The organism is Staphylococcus microti, from assembly GCF_000934465.1.
GTDB lineage: Bacteria > Bacillota > Bacilli > Staphylococcales > Staphylococcaceae > Staphylococcus > Staphylococcus microti.
The window spans coordinates 1-22,563 of sequence record NZ_JXWY01000033.1 but is presented as its reverse complement, the minus strand read 5'-3'; the positions used below and the strand labels follow the sequence as shown (position 1 = coordinate 22,563).

Genomic DNA, 22,563 nt, shown 5'->3' with positions numbered 1-22,563 from the left:
GAAGGTGGAAGCATTGGCTGATGTGAACAACACAGAAAACTATGGTGCGAGTCAGATTCAGGTATTAGAGGGGCTTGAAGCGGTACGTAAGCGCCCAGGGATGTATATCGGTTCGACTTCAGAACGCGGTCTGCACCATCTCGTATGGGAAATCGTAGACAACAGTATTGACGAAGCACTCGCAGGCTACGCAGACAAGATTGAAGTAGTCATCGAAAAAGACAATTGGATTAAAGTAACGGATAACGGCCGTGGTATTCCAGTCGATATTCAAGAAAAAATGGGACGTCCAGCTGTCGAAGTCATTCTTACAGTGCTCCATGCAGGTGGTAAATTTGGTGGCGGCGGTTATAAAGTTTCAGGTGGTTTACACGGTGTGGGTTCATCTGTCGTAAACGCACTGAGTGAAACACTTGAAGTGTATGTACACCGAGATGGTCGTGTGCATCACCAATCATATAAACGCGGGGTACCAGAATTCGATTTGAAACAAATTGATGACACAGATGAAACAGGGACAGTTATTCGTTTCAAAGCTGACGCGGATATTTTCCAAGAAACGACGGTATATGACTACGAAACATTACAAAAACGTATTCGTGAGTTAGCGTTTTTAAACAAAGGTATTGAGATTACATTACGTGACGAACGTGATGATGAAGCACCACGCGAAGATACGTACTTCTATGAGGGCGGTATTAAATCATACGTTGAGCTCATTAACGAGAAGAAAGAGCCGATCCATCCGGAACCTATCTATGTGCATGAACAACGCGATGATGTTGAAGTAGAAATTGCATTGCAATATAACAGTGGCTATGCGACGAATTTACTGACATATGCAAACAATATCCACACGTATGAAGGTGGGACACACGAGGACGGCTTTAAACGTGCGCTGACACGCGTTCTTAATAGTTATGGGTTACAGTCCAAAATTATTAAAGAGGACAAGGAGCGCCTCTCTGGTGAAGATACACGTGAAGGTTTAACTGCAGTTATCTCTATTAAGCATGGGGACCCACAATTTGAAGGGCAAACGAAGACGAAGTTAGGCAATTCAGAAGTACGTCAAATTGTAGACCGTACTTTCTCAGAGTTGTTTGAACGTTTCTTACTCGAAAACCCACAAGTTGGACGTACGATCGTTGAAAAAGGAATCATGGCATCACGTGCACGTATTGCAGCTAAGAAAGCACGCGAAGTGACACGTCGTAAAACAGCATTAGATATTTCAAGTTTACCTGGTAAGCTTGCAGACTGTTCGAGCAAAGACCCATCAGAAAGTGAAATCTTTTTAGTGGAGGGTGACTCTGCCGGGGGGTCTACGAAGTCAGGAAGAGACTCACGTATACAAGCGATTTTGCCGTTGCGAGGTAAAATTTTAAACGTAGAAAAAGCGCGTTTAGATAAGATTTTAAATAACAATGAAATCCGTCAAATGGTTACAGCATTCGGTACAGGTATTGGTGGCGAATTCGATATTTCTAAAGCGAGATACCATAAGATTGTTATTATGACCGATGCGGATGTTGACGGAGCACATATTCGAACATTGTTATTAACGTTCTTCTATCGCTTTATGCGTCCGTTGATTGAAGCGGGATATGTGTATATTGCACAGCCACCGTTGTACAAATTGACGCAAGGTAAACAGAAGTACTATGTTTTTAATGATCGTGAGTTAGACAAGTTGAAAGAAACATTGAATCCTACACCAAAATGGTCGATTGCACGTTACAAAGGTTTAGGTGAAATGAATGCAGATCAACTTTGGGAGACTACAATGAATCCAGAAAATCGTGCGATGTTACAAGTGACACTTGATGATGCGATTGAAGCGGATCAGACGTTTGAGATGTTAATGGGCGATGTCGTGGAGAATCGTCGTCAGTTCATTGAAGATAACGCTGTATATGCCAACCTGGATTTTTAACATATACACTGGAAAAGTGAGAAGGAGGATATCTTGATGGCTGAAACATCTGAATCAAGAATTAATGAACGGAATATCAGCAAAGAGATGCGAGAATCATTTTTAGATTATGCTATGAGTGTTATCGTATCTCGTGCATTGCCAGACGTACGAGATGGTTTGAAGCCTGTACATCGTCGTATACTTTATGGGTTGAATGAACAAGGCATGACACCAGACAAGCCGTATAAAAAGTCAGCACGTATCGTCGGGGATGTTATGGGTAAGTATCACCCGCATGGTGACTCATCAATTTATGAAGCGATGGTACGTATGGCGCAAGAGTTCAGCTACCGTTATCCACTGGTAGATGGGCAAGGGAACTTTGGTTCGATGGACGGCGATGGTGCTGCCGCAATGCGTTATACCGAAGCACGTATGACGAAACTAGCTTTGGAACTATTAAGAGACATTAACAAAGATACGATTGATTTTATTGATAACTATGACGGTAATGAGCGTGAGCCAAGCGTGTTACCATCTCGTTTCCCTAACTTATTAGTGAATGGTGCATCGGGGATTGCTGTAGGGATGGCAACAAACATTCCACCGCACAATATGACGGAAGTGATTGATGGCGTGTTAAGCTTAAGTCATAACCCGGATATTTCAACAGCCGAGTTGATGGAAGACATCCAAGGGCCAGACTTCCCAACGGCTGGTTTAATTCTCGGTAAGAGTGGTATTCGTCGTGCGTATGAGACGGGACGTGGTTCCATTATGATGCGTGCCAAAGCAGAAATCGAATCACGTGGTGGCGGTCGTGAACGCATCGTTGTCACGGAGATACCTTTCCAAGTGAATAAAGCGCGCATGATTGAGAAAATTGCTGACCTTGTACGTGATAAGAAAATAGAAGGTATTACAGACTTGCGTGATGAAACGAGCTTACGTACAGGTGTGCGTATCGTAATCGACATCCGTAAAGATGCAAATGCAAGTGTAATCTTAAATAACTTGTACAAGCAAACACCATTACAAACATCATTCGGTGTGAACATGATTGCGCTCGTCAACGGACGTCCACAATTGATTACGTTGAAAGAAGCGTTATATCACTACTTAGAACATCAAAAAGAAGTCGTACGTCGTCGTACAGCCTACAATTTACGTAAGGCGAAAGACCGCGCACACATTCTTGAAGGTTTGCGTATTGCGTTAGACCATATCGATGAGATTATTACGATTATTCGTGAATCTGAAACTGATAAAGTGGCGATGGATAGTTTGCAAGCACGTTTTGCCTTGTCAGATCGCCAAGCACAAGCGATTTTAGACATGCGTTTACGTCGTTTAACAGGCTTGGAACGTGACAAAATTGAAAACGAATATAACGACCTGATTGCCTACATTGCTGAGTTAGAAGAGATTCTTGCCGATGAAGAAAAACTCGTAGCACTTGTACGTGAAGAACTGACTGAACTCAAGGAACGCTATGGTGATGAACGTCGCACAGAAATTCAATTAGGTGGCGTGGATAACCTTGAAGATGAGGATTTAATACCTGAGGAACAAATTGTCATTTCACTTAGTCATAATAACTACATAAAACGTCTCCCAGTATCGACGTATCGTGCACAGAACAGAGGCGGTCGTGGTGTTCAAGGTATGAATACACTTGAAGATGACTTCGTAAGTCAATTAGTGACAACGAGTACACATGATGACGTTCTTTTCTTCACGAATAAAGGACGTGTCTATAAATTGAGAGGTTATGAAGTGCCGGAACTCTCACGTCAGTCTAAAGGTATTCCAGTCGTCAATGCGATTGACCTTGAAGCGGATGAAGTGATCAGTACGATGATTGCTGTGAAAGACTTGAACTCTGAAGATGACTTCTTAGTCTTTGTGACGAACAAAGGTTTAGTTAAGCGTTCGGCATTAAGCAATTTCAACCGCATTAACAAAAACGGTAAAATTGCGATTAAGTTTAGAGATGATGATGAACTTGTTGCGGTACGTCTCACAGATGGTCATAAGCATATTTTAATTGGTACATCACAAGCATCGTTGATTCGCTTTAAAGAGACAGACATCCGTGCGATGAGTCGAATTGCATCGGGTGTGAAAGGTATTACACTCCGTGGAGACGATGAAGTGATCGGTTTAGGTGTTGCCGACGAAGATAACACAGATGAAATTCTTGTTGTGACTGAGAAAGGTTACGGTAAGCGAACACCGATTGGCGAGTATCGTTTATCACGCCGTGGCGGTATGGGTATTAAGACAGCGAACATTACAGAGCGTAATGGTAAGCTTGTTTGTATTGCCACAGTTGAAGGTGACGAAGATATTATGGTTGTTACAGACCATGGTGTAATCATTCGTATGGAAGTGGAAGACATTTCTGTCAACGGTCGTAATACACAAGGGGTACGTTTGATTCGCTTAGATGACGATCAATTCGTATCAACAGTTGCTAAGGTTAAGCAAGAACCTGAAGAACTCGAAGAACAAGACGGAGAGACGTCTAAAGATACAGATATAACAGCTACTGACACAACGATGAATGCAGACGACGTATCAGAGCGAGAAGCATTAAGAGAAGACTTTATGGCACGTGTGAATGAAGACATTGCTAATGAAGAGGAAGAAAACGAATAGTAGACATAAAAAAAGAAGGTTGCGCACGCATTTCATTACGTGCGCAGCCTTCTTTTACTTTATTGTTCTAATTGTTTCATGGCATAAGGGATTTCATCAATAATCTTTGATGGTGGTACGACATACATATCTTTCGCAAGTTTTTCACCGATATAGCTATGTGTATAAGCAGCACTTGTCACTGCGTCAATTGTATCGTCAAATTGTCCGATAAAGCTCGTAATCATACCTGCCAACGTATCTCCCATGCCACCTGTTGCCATTGCAGGTGTACCAATTTCTAATTTATATTCATTATCTTTGAAGAAAATTTCAGTACCGTGTTTCTTTAAGACGACGGTTGCACCTATTTTATCAACAGCTGCACGGTTACGTTCATATGTCTGTTCTTCAATTGGGATACCACTCAGGCGTTCCCATTCTTTTTGATGTGGCGTATAAATGATTTTACACGGTGGGACGTCTGGTTTGAGCTTACTCATAATAGATATCGCATCGCCATCAACAATCAATGTATGGTGCGATTGAATATTTTGTAGCAAGAACGTCATTGCATTGTTCCCTTTAAAGTCGAGACCGAGTCCAGGCCCGATTAGAATACAATCTGATTGCTCGATTACTTTTGTAAGTTTTTTTGTATCGTTAATGTCAATGACCATTGCTTCTGGACAGCGTGAATGTAGTGCGACGTGGTTCGTTGGATGTGTTGCTACCGTTATGAGACCACTGCCACTGTACACACAAGCACGTGCAGCTAACATAATGGCACCCCCTAAGGTTGCATTACCACCAATGAGTAGAATACGTCCATAGTCGCCTTTATGCGTTTCTTCTTTGCGTTTCGGTATTTTAACATCCGACAATATTTCCATAGAGCAAGAACCTCCTATCTGCTATTTCCCATAGTACATCAAGTTATGATATACGTGCGTTACGCATTCGTCAATAGATAAAATAAGGCGTTTTAGCATACTATTCTAGTAACGCGCTACCTGATAACGAATATTGTCACAACTATTGTGTAACGTATGACTGAATCCTATACTGAAATAAGGATGGGATTAAATAACAAAGGGGTTGGACAATTATGTGTTTATATTTAACAGGGGAACAGCTCAGTATTGATGGTATTCGTCGCTTTTTAAATGAAGAAGGTACTGTTGAGATTACATCAGAAGCGCTACAACGTGTTCAAGAAAGCCGAGCAACCGTAGAACGCATTATTAATAACAAAGAAACGATTTACGGGATTACAACAGGATTTGGGCTTTTTAGCGACGTATTGATAGATGAAGAAAAATATAATGAGTTACAAGTTAATCTGATTCGTTCGCACGCATGTGGTGTAGGGAAGCCATTTGCTGAAAATGTATCACTCGTCATGGTGGTATTACGATTGAATACGTTATTGAAAGGACACTCTGGTGCAACGATTGAACTTGTTAGACAACTACAATTTTTTATTAACGAACGTATTGTTCCAGTTATTCCACAGCAAGGGTCGTTAGGGGCGTCTGGCGATCTAGCACCGCTCTCACATTTAGCATTGGCACTGATAGGGGAGGGTGAGGTTCATTATCAAGGACAGGTTTTAGACAGCTCGGACGTCTTAAAACGATTGAATAGAGCACCACTTGAACTACAAGCAAAAGAAGGCTTGGCACTGATTAATGGTACACAAGCGATGACCGCCCAAGGTGTTATTACATTGATTGAAGCGGAAAGTTTAGGCTACCAAGCAGAGTGGATTGCGTCATTAACACATCAAGCGTTAAGAGGGATTACGGATGCGTACCATCCAGCGATACACCAAGTCCGCAACTTTGATGAACAGACAGCTGTTGCAAGACGGATGTTAGACTGGCTTGATGGCTCTGCGTTAACAACGCGACAAGGTGAGCTACGCGTACAAGATCCATACACATTACGTTGTATTCCACAAATCCATGGTGCAAGTTTCCAAGTGTTCAACTATGTTAAAGAGAAGTTAGAGTGCGAGATGAATGCGGCGAATGATAATCCATTAATATTTGATGAAGATGATGAAACATTAGTCATTTCTGGTGGTAACTTCCACGGTCAACCCGTTGCATTTGCATTAGATTTTTTGAAAATTGGTATGAGTGAGTTAGGGAATGTATCAGAACGACGTCTTGAGCGACTCGTTAATCCTCAATTAAATGGCGGCTTACCGGCATTTTTAAGTCCGGAGCCTGGTTTACAAAGTGGTGCGATGATTATGCAATATGCGGCAGCCAGTCTTGTGTCAGAAAATAAGACGTTGGCACATCCGGCGAGTGTCGACTCGATTCCGTCATCGGCGAACCAAGAAGATCACGTATCCATGGGGACGATTGCAGCGAGACATGGCTATCAAATATTAGAAAATGTACGTCGCGTGTTAGCGATAGAAACCATTATTGCATTACAAGCTGTAGAATTAAGAGGATTAGAAGGACTGTCACCAAAGACACGCAAGCAATATGACAAGATGCGTGAAATCGTGCCATCAATCACTGAAGATAGACAATTTCATAAAGACATCGAGAAAGTGGCAAATTATCTACAAAAAGTTTCATATCATGATTAGGCTTGCAAAACAAAAAATACTCTGCTATATTATAAGTAAATTCAGATATTTAATTGTTTGTGGACTAAGTAATATCAGATTCCTTACAGAGAGTTTGTGGCTGGTGTGAACAAACATTCGATGAAGATATGAAATCTACCCACACTTGAAGAACAATTCGGGTAAAACCGTTAACTTTTGTTGAGCGCAAGCATGTTTTTTAATATGCTTGTTAAATAGGGTGGCAACGCGTAATGAGACCACGTCCCTTGTAATGAGGGGCGTGGTTTTTTATTTTGTCAGTTGTCCTCTAAAAATAAATCTCACTACTACACAAGGAAAGGATGTCAAAATATGTTAGACATTAAATTATTCAGAACCGAGCCTGAAAAAGTAAAAGAAAAGATTCAATTACGTGGAGATGATCCGGTAGTTGTTGATGAAGTGTTAGAACTTGATCAAAAACGCCGTGAACTTATTCAACAAACAGAAGAGTTAAAAGCAGAGCGTAACAAAGCATCTGAGTTAATCGCACAAAAGAAACGTAACAACGAAGATGCAGAAGAAGCAATTCAATTGCAACGTCAAGCGGGAGACAAAGTAAAAGCAATTGATGCAGAGCTTAAAGAAGTGGACAATGCATTACAAGATAAATTATCACGTATTCCAAACTTAATTCACGACGATGTACCACAAGGTGCTGACGATAGTGAAAACGTTGAACTTAAAAAATGGGGTACACCACGTGAATTTGACTTTGAAGCGAAAGCACACTGGGATATCGTAGAAGACTTAGGTATGGCAAACTTTGAACGTGCAGCACGTGTATCAGGTGCGCGTTTCGTATTCTTAACAGATGAAGGTGCTAAGTTAGAGCGTGCGTTAATGAACTACATGTTAACGAAACATACAACACAACATGGTTACACTGAAATGATGGTACCTCAACTTGTAAACCGTCATGCAATGTACGGTACAGGTCAATTACCTAAGTTTGAAGAAGACTTATTCAAAGTTGAAAAAGAAGGTCTTTACACAATTCCAACGGCAGAAGTACCATTAACAAACTACTATCGTGATGAAGTTATCCAACCTGGCGTGTTACCTGAAAAATTCACAGGTCAATCAGCATGTTTCAGAAGTGAAGCGGGATCTGCTGGCCGTGATACACGTGGTTTAATCCGTCTTCACCAATTCGATAAAGTTGAAATGGTACGCATCGAAAAACCAGAAGACTCTTGGAACGCATTGGAAGAAATGACAGGCAACGCAGAAGCGATTCTTGAAGAGTTAGGTTTACCATACCGTCGTGTAATCTTATGTACTGGAGACATCGGTTTCGGTTCAAGTAAAACATACGACTTAGAAGTATGGTTACCAAGCTACAATGACTACAAAGAAATCAGCTCTTGCTCAAACTGTGTTGATTTCCAAGCACGTCGTGCAAACATTCGCTTCAAACGCGACAAAGACGCAAAACCTGAATATGTACACACATTAAACGGTTCTGGTTTAGCAGTAGGTCGTACATTTGCAGCGATCGTAGAAAACTACCAAAATGAAGATGGTTCTATTACAATTCCAGAAGCACTTGTACCATTCATGGGTGGTCAAACAGTAATCGAACCTAAATAATTAATTATCGGTACCAATTTTTCTCTCTAAATTGATATATATAAGGCCTCTTAAAGTCGAACTTCTCTCTCACTTTAAGAGGCCTTTTTGTATTTAAGACGTCCTTCACACATGTTTTATCAGAAAATTATGTTAAATAAAATCGTTGTCATAACGGCATTTTTAGACAGTCGTGTGTATTCGGTCACTATGACGGGTGTGTCAGCGTGTAGATTTCATTAAATTTTTGTAATATAATACATTTAATTTTTAAGAAAGGGTGGACATCATGGCGTATACGACATTTAAGCAAGGTGTAAAAGATTGTATACCGACACTTCTCGGCTACGCAGGCATCGGATTTTCCTTTGGTGTTGTTGGGAGTGCGTCAGGCTTTAATATTTTTGAAATTGCACTTTTATCTATACTCATATACGCCGGTGCAGCACAGTTTATTGTTATTGCGCTCATGGTCGTACATACACCTGTATGGGTCATCGTATTAACGGCACTTATTGTAAACAGTCGTATGTTCTTGTTAAGTATGACGTTAGCACCAACGTTCAAACAAGAAACACTTTGTCATCGTTTAGGCATCGGTGCGTTGTTAACAGATGAAACGTTCGGTGTTGCGATTACACCTTATTCAAAAGGGGAGGCTATCGGACGTGCATGGATGCATGGTTTGAACGTGACAGCTTATACATTTTGGATTTTTGCCTCTGTACTTGGTGCGGTATTGGGCGATTTTGTAAGCCATCCTGAAGCACTCGGACTCGACTATGCAATTTTAGGTATGTTTGTCTTTTTGACAGCAGCACAATTTGAAGGATTACAGCAATCCAAACTGCGTATCTATCTGTTATTAATGCTCGTTGTGATTATCTTAATGCTTGTCTTTAGTCTGTTTATGCCTTCATATTTAGCGATTATATTTGCTTCAACATTAACAGCGACGATAGGGATGGTGATGGATAGATGACGTTATATTTTTTAAGTGCTGTTATTTTATCGGGGATTGTGACGTTATTAGTTCGCGTTATTCCGCTTGTATTGATTTCACGTCTTGAACTGTCAGAGAAAGTCATTAAATGGCTCTCATTTATTCCCATTACGTTGTTTACGGCACTCGTAGTAGATGGGTTAATTCAGCAACAAGAAGGTGTCTTCGGTTATACGTTTAATTGGATTTTTTTAATTGCCTTAGTGCCAACGATTTTGATCGCATTGCGTACACGAAGCTTAACGATGACGGTGATTGTTGGGATGGTCACGGTGGCCTTGCTAAGAGCTGCGACGTTATTTTGAGTATTAGTTGTTTTAAATACTAAAATCGTGTACAATAACACTTAATCTAAATAAAAACTTATTAAGAGAAGTTGAGGGATTTGGCCCGTTGACGCTTCAGCAACCACTTTTAACAAAGTACGGTGCTACTACCAACGATTGATGTCGAATGATAAGTCATATACATTTTGTGAGGCTGTATCATTGTTCATTCAATGATGCGGTTTTTTATTTTATAAAGGGAGGTACGTAGAATGACGAATTATATTGTGGATACGTTACATTTAGGTGCTTTTACGACAGAATCTGGTGAAACGATTAATGATTTACAGCTGCGTTATGAGTATGTCGGATATAAAGGGCAACCGCTTGTGTTAGTATGTCATGCGCTCACTGGCAATCATCTTACCTATGGAACAGACGATGCGCCAGGCTGGTGGCGAGAAATAATAGATGGAGGATATATTCCATTTCACGACTATCAGTTTTTAACATTTAATGTGATTGGCAGCCCATTTGGTTCGAGTTCACGTGCCAACGATGCTCATTTTCCAGAACATTTAACGATACGTGACATTGTGCGTGCGATTGAGTTAGGCGTAAAAGCACTCGGTTACACAGAAATTGATATTTTGATTGGTGCGTCTCTAGGTGGCATGCAAGTGATGGAACTATTGTACAATCGACAATTTCATGTGAAAAAGGCGGTCATTCTAGCGGCAACAGCAAAGACGTCTTCATATAGTCGCGCATTTAATGAGATTGCCCGCCAAGCGATTTATCTAGGGGGAACGGAAGGATTGAGTATTGCGAGACAGCTTGGCTTTCTAACGTATCGCTCTTCTAAAAGTTATGAAGCACGGTTTACGCCCGATGAAGTTGTCGCATATCAAAAATATCAAGGCGATAAATTTAAAAATATGTTTCATCTAAAGAGTTACTTAACACTGCTCGACGTCTTAGACAGTCATGATATTTATCGCGGTCGTGCGGATGTCAGTGCGGTTTATCGCATGATGGATACGAAGGTGTTAACGATTGGCTTTGCAGATGATTTATTGTATCCAGATGATCAGGTTGAAGCGGTCGGACGACATTTCCGCTATCATCGTCATTTTTTCGTGCCAGATAACGTCGGTCATGACGGCTTCCTACTAAACTTCAATGATTGGGCACCGTATTTATATCATTTCTTGAAAGTTTCTCGTTTTCGTCGCTAAACTTAGACGTATATCTTACATTTTGTTATAATCAAAGGAATGAAGAAAAGAAGAAGTAAGGACGCTAAGTATCAGTAGTAAAGCATGTACAAAGTGCCTTGCTTTTTTAATATAACCATACAGCTTCGTGACTTATATGCGTAGTAATGAAGCATATGTTCAAGTCATTGTATTCATGTTACAAAGCCTGTAAAATAAAGGTTATAGAAATAAAATAGTTTGGAAGTGGCGTTATTGTTTTCAAAAATTCAGTTTAAGCCAATGATATTATGCACACTTGCATGGATATTGGCTGTCTTAGTGATATACTTCGTACCGCCATTAGGATTAATTGTGGCGTTGTTTATGACACTCCCAGGCATTATATTGTGGCATCGCTCTATTCATACATTCGGATTGAGCGCATTCATTACATTTATCGTTGCCACAATGACAGGCAGTGTTTTCATGATGAGCATTATGATCATTATTTTTGTGCTAAGTGCATTAATTGGACGCATGTTACAAATGCGTGCATCAAAAGAGCGTATTTTGTATATGACAACTCTTGTGGCGAGCGTTTTGACGCTAGGTATTGTGATGCTGTTACAAAGCATACAGAAGTTACCGTACGCACAAGAATTATTACAACCGTATCAAAGTGTCGTTGACCAAACGATTGCAATGCAAGATTTAGATCAGGCCTCACAAGAAGTGTTAAACAACTCAGTACAACAGCTTGCAATACAGTTACCAGGTTTGATTGTTATTGCTTTAGCGTTGTTTATGTTTGTGACACTCATCATCATTTGCCCTATTTTACGTAAATTTAAGATTGCAACACCTGTGTTTAGACCGCTTTATTTATGGCAGATGCAACGTTCTATTTTTATTATTTATGCGATTGCACTATTAGTAGCGATTACAACAGAACCCGCAACGACAATGAATAGTGTAAGTATCAATTTCCAAATTGTCTTAGGCTTTTTACTCGTTATTCAAGGTTTGAGTTTTATTCATTTTGCATGTGTAGTGAACCGTCTACACATTAGCTTGTCTATTTTGTTTGTAACGCTAGGCATTATGTTTTATCCATTAACACGATTACTTGGTTTGTTAGATATAGGTTTGAATTTGAAAAGTATGATTAATAAACGATAAGAGGTGACAAAATGAATCGTCATGCCATAAAAAAAGCATTGGTCATCCCCTTTATATTGATGACGCTTACCGCAATTGTCAGTGTAGGTATTCTGTTGTTGTTCAACAAGATGTATGCACTCGTTGCAGGGATAGGCTTGCTTGTGATGTTGATCATTAGCGCAGTGCTTTTAAGACGTATGTATCAGCATTTTGATCGCTACATAGATAGTTTGAGCGCTAAAGTTTCATTGGGGAGCGAGCGTGCGATTCAATCAATGCCAATGGGGTTGATTGTTTTAGATGATGCTGAACAAATTGAATGGGTGAATCCGTTTATGACGGAGCGTTTGGATCGTAATGTTATTTCAGATCCAATCAATGAAGTTTATCCCAATATTTTAAAGCAATTGGAAAAGGCGAAAGAGATTGAGTTTCAAGATGGACCCTATGCGTATCGCGTGAAATATTCAGAAGATGAGAAGATTTTATATTTCCTAGATATGACGGAAGAAACTGAGATTCGTCAAGAGTACGAAGATCAACAACCGATTATTGCGACATTGTTCTTAGATAACTACGATGAAATTACGCAAAATATGAATGATACACAACGTTCTGAGATTAATGCCATGGTGACACGTGTCATTAGTCGTTGGGCGCAATCACACAATGTGTACTTCAAGCGTTACAGTTCCGATCAATTTGTCGCATATTTGAATAGACGTATTTTACGTGAAATTGAAGAAGATAAGTTTGATATTTTAAGCCAGCTACGTGAAAAAAGTAGCGGTTATCGCGCGCAGTTGACATTTAGTATCGGTGTGGGTGAAGGCTCTGAGAATTTAATTGATCTCGGCGAACTATCGCAGTCGGGTCTCGACTTAGCATTAGGTCGTGGTGGAGACCAAGTAGCGATTAAAAATATTAACGGTAACGTGCGTTTCTATGGCGGTAAGACTGACCCGATGGAAAAACGTACCCGTGTTCGTGCGCGTGTTATCTCACATGCATTGAAAGATATTTTGTTAGAAGGCGACAAAGTGATCGTCATGGGTCATAAACGTCCAGACCTTGATGCGATTGGTGCAGCGATAGGGGTAACCCGTTTTGCGATGATGAACAATCTCGATGCCTATATCGTATTGAACGATTCTGACATTGATCCGACATTGCAACGTGTGATGAACGAAATTGACGAGAAACCAGAGTTGAAAGAGCGTTTCATTACATCAGATGACGCGTGGAATATGATGACATCGAAAACGACCCTTGTCATTGTTGATACGCATAAACCAGAAATGGTTATTGATGAAAATATTTTAAACAAAGCAAATCGTAAAGTAGTCATCGACCATCATCGTCGAGGCGATAGTTTTATTTCAAGTCCGTTACTCGTTTATATGGAGCCGTATGCAAGTTCGACAGCAGAGCTAGTGACAGAGCTTCTTGAGTACCAACCGACAGAACAGCGTTTGACACGTCTCGAATCAACCGTGATGTATGCAGGTATTATTGTCGATACACGTAACTTTACATTGCGCACAGGTTCGAGAACGTTCGATGCAGCAAGCTATTTACGTGCACACGGTGCGGATACGATTTTGACACAGCACTTCTTGAAAGACGATATTGAGACGTACATTAATCGCTCAGAGCTGATTCGTACAGTAGAATTGCAAGACAACGGTATCGCCATTGCACGTGGTGCTGATAACAAAGCATATCATCCTGTAACAGTTGCACAAGCGGCTGATGAGCTGTTGAGCTTGGATGGGGTTGAAGCCTCATATGTTGTTGCAAGACGAGAAGACGATCTCGTAGGTATGTCAGCACGTTCATTAGGTGGTTTTAACGTACAATTGACGATGGAAGCACTCGGTGGTGGTGGCCATTTAACAAATGCAGCGACACAGATTAAAAATGTAACCGTAGAAGAAGCGATTCAACAACTGAAAGTAGCAATCGCTGAACAAATAAATAGGAGTGACGAATCATGAAAGTAATTTTCACACAAGACGTAAAAGGTAAAGGTAAAAAAGGCGATATTAAAGACGTACCAGTTGGTTATGCGAATAACTTTTTAATTAAAAATGGTTATGCGGTTGAAGCGACACCGGGTAACTTGAAACAATTAGAACAAAAAAATAAACGCATTGAAAAAGAAAAACAACAAGAATTTGAAGATGCGAAAGCGTTAAAAGAAAAGTTAGAAACACTTGAAGTAGAAGTGAAAGCAAAATCAGGTGAAGGCGGCAAATTGTTCGGTTCAATTAGCACTAAACAAATTGCTGAAGCGTTAAATAAACAACACGGTATTAAATTAGATAAGCGTAAAATGGATTTACCAAATGGTATTCATGCATTAGGCTACACAAACGTACCTGTGAAGTTACACAAAGATGTAGACGGCACAATCCGTGTTCATACAGTAGAACAATAATAGCGTGATGGAGCGTGTGAAGAGGCTGGGGCATATGAACATGTTCCAGCCTTAAACTTTCAACATAGCTGGAAGAAAAGCCGAGACATGATACGCAATGAAGTTAAAGGAGGTTGTTGGCATGGATGGTATGTTTGAACATAATCAGATGCCACATAGTAATGAAGCGGAACAATCTGTGTTAGGTGCGATATTTTTAGATCCTGAACTTATATCAACGACGCAAGAAGTCTTGTTGCCAGAGTCTTTTTATCGTGCACCACATCAACATATTTTCCGTGCCATGATGCATTTAAACGAAGATGGCAATGACATTGATATTGTCACAGTGTTGGACCGTTTAACACAGGATGGCGTTGTGAATGAAGCGGGTGGCGCGCAATATTTAGCGGAAATTACGTCTAGCGTACCGACAACGCGAAATATTGAGTATTATACGAACGTTGTATTTCGAGATGCATTGAAGCGTAAGTTGATTCATACAGCTGATAGTATTGCGAGCGATGGTTATAACAACGAACTAGACTTAGATACCGTTTTAAACGATGCAGAACGCCGCATTCTTGAGCTGTCATCTACACGTGAAAGTGATGGCTTTAAAGACATTCGAGATGTGTTGGGACAAGTGTATGAAAATGCAGAGCAGTTAGACCAAAATAGTGGTCAGACACCGGGGATTCCGACAGGTTATCGTGATTTGGATCAGATGACTGCAGGGTTTAACCGCAATGATTTAATTATTTTGGCAGCCCGACCTTCAGTAGGTAAGACTGCCTTCGCACTGAATATTGCACAAAAAGTTGCAACGCATGAAGATAATTACACAGTGGGCATTTTTTCGCTGGAAATGGGGGCAGATCAGTTAGCGACACGTATGATTTGTAGCTCTGGTAATGTAGACTCGAACCGTTTGAGAACGGGGACGATGACGGAAGAAGACTGGAATCGTTTCACAGTAGCGGTTGGTAAGCTATCACGAACAAAGATTTTTATTGATGATACACCGGGGATACGTATTACAGATATTCGTTCAAAGTGCCGTCGTTTAAAACAAGAGCATGGTCTGGATATGATTGTGATTGACTACTTGCAGCTGATTCAAGGAAGTGGCTCACGTTTTTCAGATAACCGTCAACAGGAAGTCTCTGAAATTTCACGTATGTTAAAGGCGATTGCACGTGAGTTGGAATGTCCAGTGATTGCGTTAAGTCAGCTCTCACGTGGCGTGGAACAACGACAAGATAAACGTCCAATGATGAGTGATATTCGTGAATCGGGATCAATCGAGCAAGATGCGGATATTGTTGCCTTTTTATATCGTGATGACTACTACAATCGTGGCGATCAGGATGAAGATGACGATGATACGAATTTTGAACCGCAAACGAATGATGAGAATGGTGAAATTGAAATTATCATTGCCAAGCAACGTAACGGCCCGACTGGTACAGTGAAGCTTCACTTTATGAAACAATACAATAAATTTACAGACATTGATTATGTGCATGCAGACATGGCATAAAAAATAATTTCAGTCTTCAAAACCGTACTTTCCGTTCTTTTTATAGAATTTTGTACGGTTTTTGTTTTGTATTTAAATGGCTTTTTCTGATTAAGTTAGGATTTTAGAGAAGATGGATTTTAGTTGAAATTGCGATAATCAGCACAACCATCAGTGTTCAAGAAGATATGACGAGCTGTGCGCATTTTGTAAAAGATGTGAAATTGAATGTTCGTTTTTTCGTTTGCATTCGTGTCGAGTTATTGGTAGAATACATGTGGTTAATTGAGAAAACTTGGAGGTGCTCTTATGTCATCAATCGTAGTAGTTGGGACACAATGGGGAGACGAAGGTAAAGGTAAGATTACGGACTTTTTAGCAGAACAAGCGAATGTGATCACACGTTTTTCAGGCGGTAACAATGCAGGTCATACTATTAAATTTGACGGTGAAACATACAAATTGCATTTAGTACCATCTGGTATTTTCTACAAAGATAAGTTATCAGTTATTGGTAATGGTGTTGTTGTAGATCCAGTGGCATTATTAAAAGAGTTAGACGGTTTAAACGAACGCGGTATTGCGACAGATAATTTACGTATTTCAAACCGTGCGCACGTTATCTTACCTTATCATCTGAAACAAGATGAGCTTGAGGAAGCACGTCGTGGCGATAACAAAATCGGTACAACGAAAAAAGGTATCGGCCCAGCATACGTAGACAAAGCACAACGTATTGGTATCCGTATGGCAGATCTTTTAGACAAAGAAGTATTTGAGAAACGCTTAAAAGAAAACTTGGCATACAAAAATGATTATTTCAAAGGGATGTTTAATGAAACGGCACCAACTTTTGAAGAAATTTTTGAAGAATATTACGCAGCTGGTCAAAGTTTAGCAGCATATGTAACAGATACAGCAAAAGTATTAGATGATGCATTCGTAGCAGATGAGCGTGTACTTTTTGAAGGTGCGCAAGGTGTGATGTTAGACATCGACCACGGAACGTATCCTTTCGTAACATCAAGTAACCCAATTGCAGGTAATGTAACAGTTGGCGCAGGTGTGGGTCCTACAAACGTATCTAAAGTGGTAGGTGTATGTAAAGCCTATACATCTCGTGTTGGTGATGGTCCATTCCCAACAGAACTATTTGATGAAGACGGTCATCACATTCGTGAAGTCGGTCGTGAGTACGGTACAACAACAGGTCGTCCACGTCGTGTCGGTTGGTTTGACTCAGTGGTATTACGTCACTCTCGTCGTGTGAGCGGTATTACAGACTTATCCATCAACTCAATTGATGTATTGACTGGATTAGACACAGTGAAAATCTGTACAGCTTATGAGTTAGATGGCAAAGAAATTACAGAGTATCCAGCAAACTTAAATGATTTAAAACGTTGTAAACCAATTTTTGAAGAGTTACCAGGTTGGACAGAAGATATTACAAGTGTTCGTACGTTAGACGAATTACCAGATAACGCACGTCGTTACTTAGAGCGTATTTCAGAGTTATGTAACGTGCACATCTCAATCTTCTCAGTAGGTCCAGACCGTAACCAAACAAATGTTGTTGAACAATTGTGGGTATAATTTAATATAGAGGTAAGACTACCGGTAACATTGCGGTAAGACTGCTTTCGTAAATAAAAAGCCTGAGATTTCAATATCTCAGGCTTTTTTATAAAATGTATTTACGTATTTAAGCACACATGGCATACGCACGTAAATAGATTTTATCGTTAGTGAATATCACGTTTTTTATGATTACCGCCTCGTACTTCAGAGACATTACCGATAGAAAGAAAGGCACTTTCATCGATTTCCATGACAATATCTTTCAGTTTTGCTTCTTCAAGACGTGTAATCACACAGAAGATGACGCGTTTATCTTCACCAGAATACGCACCTTCTCCTTTCAAATAAGTCACGCCACGACCGAGGCGAGAATTAATCGCTTCACCAATTTCTTTGTAGTCATCGCTAATGACCCATACAGATTTAGATTCATCAAAACCAAGTAGTACGGTATCAATCATTTTAGATGCAATGAAATATGCGACAACACTGAAGAGTGCATTTTCCCACGTAAAAACGAATCCTGCTGCTGCGAAGATAAAGAAATTAATAATCATTACAATTTCGCCGACAGAAAATGGCACTTTGTTTTGAATGAGAATCGATAGTATTTCAGTTCCATCAAGTGACCCACCATAGCGTAGAACGATACCGACACCAATACCTAATATCGCACCGCCAAAGATCGTGACTAAGAACTTATCACTAATCACTGGATCAATAGGATGTAGTAAAACGGTAGAGATTGATAAAACTGTAATGGCGTAAATCGTCGAAATGGCAAAAGTCTTTCCTATCTGTTTATATCCAAGAAAGAAGAAGGGTAAGTTTAAAACAAAGATAAAAAGACCCAACTTGAAGCCTGTTAAATGAGATAGAATAATGGAAATACCAACAATACCCCCATCAAGCAACTGGTTTGGTACAAGAAAAAGTTCCAAAGCCGTTCCCATTAATACAGCACCAAGTGTAATAAAGAAAAACCGTTTAATAAAATAACTCACGCCACGACGCGGTTTTTCTCTTTTGTAGGATACTGTTTGTTGCTCCGACATATCCATATATTGTCCCCCTTTTAATCATCTACAAAAAATTATACAAAAAAATACGAAAAAAATCTTGTCAACGAGATGAGTCGATGCTATAATAATTTTTGTGTTAAAGAACGGCTCCTTGGTCAAGCGGTTAAGACACCGCCCTTTCACGGCGGTAACACGGGTTCGAGTCCCGTAGGAGTCACCATGATGGTCCCGTAGTGGAGCGGTTTAACACGCCTGCCTGTCACGCAGGAGATCGCGGGTTCGATTCCCGTCGGGACCGCTAATTGCTCACCCAATCGGGTGAGCTTTTTTTGTTATATGAAAATATTAATACGTCAATTTGGGAAAGTGGAATGGTCATAACTGTTCCGCTTTTTTGTGTCTTCATAGCAAATAAAAGTAATAATTAGTAGCGAATGCGTAATAGATGTGTTATTGTTTGAGTTACAAAAATAAATATTTGTAACCGAGAAATGGAAATCATTCTAAATAACAGTGTATGGATAGAAAAATTAAAACAGAATGTCGTCGTAAGTGGCATATACAAAAAGCCCCCTAACATATGACGTGCATATAAGTTAAGGGACGATTTAAATACCTTTTTTAATAAGGTTAAACAATGTCTCAAAGCGTTGTGTATAGTCTGGTAAATCCCATGTGTCTTTAAACATAGGTAATGTGAAAGTAGCAAAAGCTGAGAGGATCATTTCAGATTGATACAAATCTTCTGCATCATAACCCATTTGTTGTTGGATGCGGATATAACAAGGTTTTAAGACTTCTCGTAGCATAAGCGGGTCTTTTTCAATGTAACGTGTGTTTAACGCAAACATTAACGGGTCTGAATGGTAAGTATTTTTTTTCGCATTTACAAAAGCCCAGAGATAATCGTGCAACCATTGCGTGCGGTCCGTATAAGCCGTGTCATCAATATCAATTTGATGAATGATATGTGACAGAAACCAGTCTTTACAAACGGCCGTCCATAGTGCGCGTTTATTGTCAAAATGCTTGTATATCGCTGCATGTGTAATATTCAATACTGATGCAATTTGAGAGAGTGAAATCTCCGCTTGCTGTGTGTCTTGAATCAGTGCTTGTGCAGTTTGAACGATTAATTGTTTTGTTATTTTTTGTTTTTCCATAAACCATATCGTATCACAAATCACTAAAATATACAGAGGTGTTTATTTATGAAGGCAGTACAACTAGAAAAATACAATAAAGATTTAAAAGTCAAAGTCAATGAAGTGGACGTACCAACGATTCAACCGAATGAAGTATTGGTGAAAGTCGCATATGCAGCGATTAATCCATTGGAAAAGTTAACAATTACAGGTAGTGTCAAACTGATTCAAGACTACCCTAAGCCATTTACGTTAGGGAACGAGCTAACAGGGACAGTTGTAAAAGTAGGAGAAAGTGTAAAAGATGTGGCTTTAGGAGAAGCGATTTATACGCGATTACCGATTGAAAAAATTGGTGCATTTGCTGAATATGTAGCGGTAGATGCACAATATATCGCACCACTTCCTAAAAATTTAGACTTTCAAACGGGTGCTGCTGCGCCGTTAACAGGTCTTACAGCATATCAAGTGTTAACAGAAGAGTTAAAAGCGGAATCTGGAAAAACTGTATTCATTTCAGGGGGGTCAGGTAGCTTTGGTCAGATGGCAGTGCCTATCGCAAAATCAATGGGGCTTAAAGTCATTATTTCAGGTAACCCGAGATTAAAAGAGACGTTTATCGCAAAAGGTGTTGATCAGTATATCGACTACACGACTGAAAACTACTGGGAAGTCTTATCTCATGTCGATTACGTGATTGATACGTTAGGGCCGAATGAGTTTGACAGAGAATTGTCTATTATGAAGCCAGGTGGCACGATTGTGAGTCTTATCAATGCGCCGAACAAAGCATTCGCAGAGAAGCACGGTTTATCAAAAGTTAAAACATTATTATTTGGTATTGCAGGACGAAAATTTGATCGTAAGGCAAAAGCGAAAGGGATGACATATCGTTTTATTTTCGTTCGTGCAGATGGTAAGCAGTTGAAAGACATAACAAATATGATTGAACGTGAACACATTGTACCAGATGTTGACCCGCAAACATTCACGATTGACCATATTGATCAAGCACTCGACTATACATTTAATCAACGTACGAAAGGCAAAGTGCTATTACAGTTTGACGCAGAGATGGAGAGAAAAATACATGGATAATACAACCTATCAAACGACACCGAATCGCTTTATTACAGCACGTGGTGCAAGATTCGCATATAGAGTGATAGGAGATGCATCTAAGCCCCCTTTGCTATTGCTTACGCATTTGGCGGCCACAATGGATGACTGGGATCCGGCTGTCTTAAATCAATTGCGTGAGCACTATCAAGTCATCGTCTTTGATAACAAAGGTGTCGGGCTGACTACTGGCACTGTTCAGTCAACGATAGAAGGTATGGCACAAGGTGTATTAACATTTATGGATGCGATGCGTCTGACACGTGTCCACTTACTAGGTCTTTCTATGGGTGGTATGATTGCACAAGAATTAGTCAAAATCGCACCTGAACGCGTAGAAAAACTTATTTTAGTAGGAACGGGGCCTAAAGGCGGTACTGGGATTGCGCATATTCGTCCAACCACGCATTTATTTACAATGAAAGCACTCATACATGGCAAAAATCCTAAGTTTTATTTATTCTTTAACTTAGTTTAGGCAGAAGTCGCCCATCCTCTAGGTGGGTGATGAATGCCGTCCAGTACAAAGGTTATCTTTGGTAACTTGAAAATTGTTATACATGGCGAATTGCCTTTTTGTTTTACTTGTGTTATTTTCAGTTTACATAAAAAGTGTTAATGTAATAATGGCATTAGATACAAATAGTCATTTAGAATTCTTTCTTTATTATCCTCTTATTTTGGTAACGAAATTGCGTAGACAAGTAATTGATAATGAAATATCTGATTACTTTAGTTGCGTAGAATCATGATAAAGACCCTATACACATTATGTTCAAATTTTACCCCAATCAAGCGAATCATCATAAATAGATAGGTGGTGTATCTAATGGAACGATTAAAAGCGTACAAATTTAGATTATATCCAACAGAGGAACAAGAGTTTTTCTTTGCGAAATCTTTTGGTTGTGTTCGGAAAGTCTATAATCTAATGCTTAATGACCGAATAAAAGCGTATCAAGAAAAAGCGAACAATCCCTCTAAGAAAATGCGTTTTCCAACACCTGCAAAATATAAAAAAGAATTCCCCTTTTTAAAAGAAGTCGATAGTCTTGCTTTAGCTAATGCACAACTTAATTTAGATAAATCCTACAAGAACTTTTTTCGTAATAAATCTATTGGATTTCCTCGGTTCAAAAGTAAGAAAAATCCTGTTCAAAGTTATACAACGAATAATCAAAATGGGACAGTTGCTTTGATTGATGATAAGTTTGTCAAAGTTCCTAAATTAAAATCCTTAATCAGAATTAAGCTTCACAGACAACCAAAAGGGATTATTAAGTCAGCGACAATATCACGTCGCACTAGCGGTAAATACTATATTTCTTTGTTATGTAAAGAAGAGATAAATGAATTGCCTAAAT

At 39.7% G+C, this 22,563-nt stretch carries 18 protein-coding genes, 2 tRNA genes, 1 pseudogene, 1 riboswitch and 1 other annotated feature; of the genes and pseudogenes, 18 read left to right on the top strand and 3 right to left on the bottom strand.

Features of this window, described 5'->3' with window-relative positions; translation table 11 throughout:
- Positions 1-4 precede the first annotated feature (4 nt).
- Together gyrB and gyrA are read left to right on the top strand one after the other, a co-directional pair.
- Positions 5-1,936 (top strand): DNA topoisomerase (ATP-hydrolyzing) subunit B, encoded by a 1,932-nt coding sequence (gene gyrB, locus TP70_RS04975; RefSeq protein WP_174221463.1) that lies wholly within the window; start codon positions 5-7, stop codon positions 1,934-1,936.
- 36 nt (positions 1,937-1,972) lie between these two features.
- Complete coding sequence (gene gyrA, locus TP70_RS04970; RefSeq protein ID WP_044359881.1) at positions 1,973-4,579, top strand: DNA gyrase subunit A; 2,607 nt, start codon at positions 1,973-1,975, stop codon at positions 4,577-4,579.
- 59 nt (positions 4,580-4,638) lie between these two features.
- Here gyrA and TP70_RS04965 read toward each other — a convergent pair whose 3' ends face one another.
- On the bottom strand, positions 4,639-5,451 hold the full coding sequence (locus tag TP70_RS04965; RefSeq protein WP_044359879.1) for an NAD(P)H-hydrate dehydratase: 813 nt from the start codon (positions 5,449-5,451) through the stop codon (positions 4,639-4,641).
- 215 nt (positions 5,452-5,666) lie between these two features.
- Here TP70_RS04965 and hutH point away from each other — a divergent pair, with 215 nt between their 5' ends.
- The 10 genes from hutH to TP70_RS04915 all read left to right on the top strand — a co-directional run bounded on the left by hutH (position 5,667) and on the right by TP70_RS04915 (position 17,928).
- The gene (hutH, locus tag TP70_RS04960) at positions 5,667-7,169 is read left to right on the top strand and encodes a histidine ammonia-lyase (protein ID WP_044359877.1); all 1,503 of its coding nucleotides are present in this window, start codon (positions 5,667-5,669) and stop codon (positions 7,167-7,169) included.
- A 48-nt stretch (positions 7,170-7,217) separates the two neighbouring features.
- Positions 7,218-7,421: a binding site (T-box leader), on the top strand.
- Between the two features lie 81 nt (positions 7,422-7,502).
- The gene (gene serS / locus TP70_RS04955; protein ID WP_044359875.1) at positions 7,503-8,783 is read left to right on the top strand and encodes a serine--tRNA ligase; all 1,281 of its coding nucleotides are present in this window, start codon (positions 7,503-7,505) and stop codon (positions 8,781-8,783) included.
- 268 nt (positions 8,784-9,051) lie between these two features.
- On the top strand, positions 9,052-9,744 hold the full coding sequence (locus tag TP70_RS04950) for an AzlC family ABC transporter permease (protein WP_044359874.1): 693 nt from the start codon (positions 9,052-9,054) through the stop codon (positions 9,742-9,744).
- The gene (locus tag TP70_RS04945) at positions 9,741-10,070 is read left to right on the top strand and encodes an AzlD domain-containing protein (protein WP_044359872.1); all 330 of its coding nucleotides are present in this window, start codon (positions 9,741-9,743) and stop codon (positions 10,068-10,070) included. Before TP70_RS04950 ends, TP70_RS04945 begins: the two co-directional genes overlap by 4 nt.
- Positions 10,071-10,125: 55 nt before the next feature.
- Positions 10,126-10,228: riboswitch (SAM riboswitch) on the top strand.
- A 75-nt stretch (positions 10,229-10,303) separates the two neighbouring features.
- Positions 10,304-11,269 (top strand): homoserine O-acetyltransferase MetX, encoded by a 966-nt coding sequence (metX, locus tag TP70_RS04940; protein ID WP_044359870.1) that lies wholly within the window; start codon positions 10,304-10,306, stop codon positions 11,267-11,269.
- Positions 11,270-11,494: 225 nt separating this feature from the next.
- A complete protein-coding gene (locus TP70_RS04935) occupies positions 11,495-12,409 on the top strand; it encodes a DUF2232 domain-containing protein (protein ID WP_240627022.1) in 915 nt (304 codons plus the stop codon).
- 11 nt (positions 12,410-12,420) lie between these two features.
- Entirely contained in the window at positions 12,421-14,388 is a 1,968-nt protein-coding gene (locus tag TP70_RS04930; RefSeq protein WP_044359867.1) for a DHH family phosphoesterase, read from the top strand.
- Positions 14,385-14,831 carry a 50S ribosomal protein L9 gene (gene rplI / locus TP70_RS04925; RefSeq protein ID WP_044359865.1) on the top strand — a complete coding sequence of 149 codons (447 nt, stop codon included), beginning with the start codon at positions 14,385-14,387 and terminating at the stop codon, positions 14,829-14,831. Before TP70_RS04930 ends, rplI begins: the two co-directional genes overlap by 4 nt.
- Positions 14,832-14,952: 121 nt before the next feature.
- Complete coding sequence (dnaB, locus tag TP70_RS04920) at positions 14,953-16,353, top strand: replicative DNA helicase (protein ID WP_044359863.1); 1,401 nt, start codon at positions 14,953-14,955, stop codon at positions 16,351-16,353.
- Between the two features lie 288 nt (positions 16,354-16,641).
- Positions 16,642-17,928 (top strand): adenylosuccinate synthase, encoded by a 1,287-nt coding sequence (locus TP70_RS04915; RefSeq protein WP_044359862.1) that lies wholly within the window; start codon positions 16,642-16,644, stop codon positions 17,926-17,928.
- A 149-nt stretch (positions 17,929-18,077) separates the two neighbouring features.
- Here the strand turns inward: TP70_RS04915 and TP70_RS04910 are convergent, their stop codons facing one another.
- Positions 18,078-18,968: a YitT family protein gene (locus tag TP70_RS04910; RefSeq protein ID WP_169743608.1), complete on the bottom strand. Its 891-nt coding sequence runs from the start codon at positions 18,966-18,968 to the stop codon at positions 18,078-18,080.
- Positions 18,969-19,080: 112 nt separating this feature from the next.
- Here TP70_RS04910 and TP70_RS04905 point away from each other — a divergent pair.
- Positions 19,081-19,155: transfer RNA gene (locus TP70_RS04905), tRNA-Glu, on the top strand.
- 4 nt (positions 19,156-19,159) lie between these two features.
- Positions 19,160-19,233: transfer RNA gene (locus TP70_RS04900), tRNA-Asp, on the top strand.
- Between the two features lie 310 nt (positions 19,234-19,543).
- Here TP70_RS04900 and TP70_RS04895 read toward each other — a convergent pair.
- Positions 19,544-20,098: a TetR/AcrR family transcriptional regulator gene (locus TP70_RS04895; protein ID WP_044359860.1), complete on the bottom strand. Its 555-nt coding sequence runs from the start codon at positions 20,096-20,098 to the stop codon at positions 19,544-19,546.
- A 48-nt stretch (positions 20,099-20,146) separates the two neighbouring features.
- Here TP70_RS04895 and TP70_RS04890 point away from each other — a divergent pair, with 48 nt between their 5' ends.
- From TP70_RS04890 to TP70_RS04880, 4 genes and pseudogenes are all read left to right on the top strand, one after another.
- Entirely contained in the window at positions 20,147-21,178 is a 1,032-nt protein-coding gene (locus TP70_RS04890) for an NADP-dependent oxidoreductase (RefSeq protein WP_044359859.1), read from the top strand.
- Positions 21,171-21,677 (top strand): alpha/beta fold hydrolase, encoded by a 507-nt coding sequence (locus TP70_RS04885; protein WP_052502876.1) that lies wholly within the window; start codon positions 21,171-21,173, stop codon positions 21,675-21,677. The genes TP70_RS04890 and TP70_RS04885 overlap by 8 nt, the downstream gene beginning before the upstream one ends.
- 148 nt (positions 21,678-21,825) lie before the next feature.
- A pseudogene (locus TP70_RS12985) lies at positions 21,826-21,988 on the top strand (transposase); the annotation flags it as partial.
- A gap of 40 nt (positions 21,989-22,028) precedes the next feature.
- Positions 22,029-22,563 (top strand): RNA-guided endonuclease TnpB family protein (locus TP70_RS04880; protein ID WP_044359858.1); only part of this gene is annotated, 535 nt, incomplete at its 3' end.

Coding starts and splice junctions, on each gene's coding strand:
- gyrA (WP_044359881.1), top strand. CDS start 1,973: ATGGCTGAAACATCTGAATCAAGAATTAATGAACGGAATATCAGCAAA.
- TP70_RS04965 (WP_044359879.1), bottom strand. CDS start 5,451: ATGGAAATATTGTCGGATGTTAAAATACCGAAACGCAAAGAAGAAACG.
- hutH (WP_044359877.1), top strand. CDS start 5,667: ATGTGTTTATATTTAACAGGGGAACAGCTCAGTATTGATGGTATTCGT.
- serS (WP_044359875.1), top strand. CDS start 7,503: ATGTTAGACATTAAATTATTCAGAACCGAGCCTGAAAAAGTAAAAGAA.
- TP70_RS04950 (WP_044359874.1), top strand. CDS start 9,052: ATGGCGTATACGACATTTAAGCAAGGTGTAAAAGATTGTATACCGACA.
- TP70_RS04945 (WP_044359872.1), top strand. CDS start 9,741: ATGACGTTATATTTTTTAAGTGCTGTTATTTTATCGGGGATTGTGACG.
- metX (WP_044359870.1), top strand. CDS start 10,304: ATGACGAATTATATTGTGGATACGTTACATTTAGGTGCTTTTACGACA.
- TP70_RS04930 (WP_044359867.1), top strand. CDS start 12,421: ATGAATCGTCATGCCATAAAAAAAGCATTGGTCATCCCCTTTATATTG.
- rplI (WP_044359865.1), top strand. CDS start 14,385: ATGAAAGTAATTTTCACACAAGACGTAAAAGGTAAAGGTAAAAAAGGC.
- dnaB (WP_044359863.1), top strand. CDS start 14,953: ATGGATGGTATGTTTGAACATAATCAGATGCCACATAGTAATGAAGCG.
- TP70_RS04915 (WP_044359862.1), top strand. CDS start 16,642: ATGTCATCAATCGTAGTAGTTGGGACACAATGGGGAGACGAAGGTAAA.
- TP70_RS04910 (WP_169743608.1), bottom strand. CDS start 18,968: ATGTCGGAGCAACAAACAGTATCCTACAAAAGAGAAAAACCGCGTCGT.
- TP70_RS04895 (WP_044359860.1), bottom strand. CDS start 20,098: ATGGAAAAACAAAAAATAACAAAACAATTAATCGTTCAAACTGCACAA.
- TP70_RS04890 (WP_044359859.1), top strand. CDS start 20,147: ATGAAGGCAGTACAACTAGAAAAATACAATAAAGATTTAAAAGTCAAA.
- TP70_RS04885 (WP_052502876.1), top strand. CDS start 21,171: ATGGATAATACAACCTATCAAACGACACCGAATCGCTTTATTACAGCA.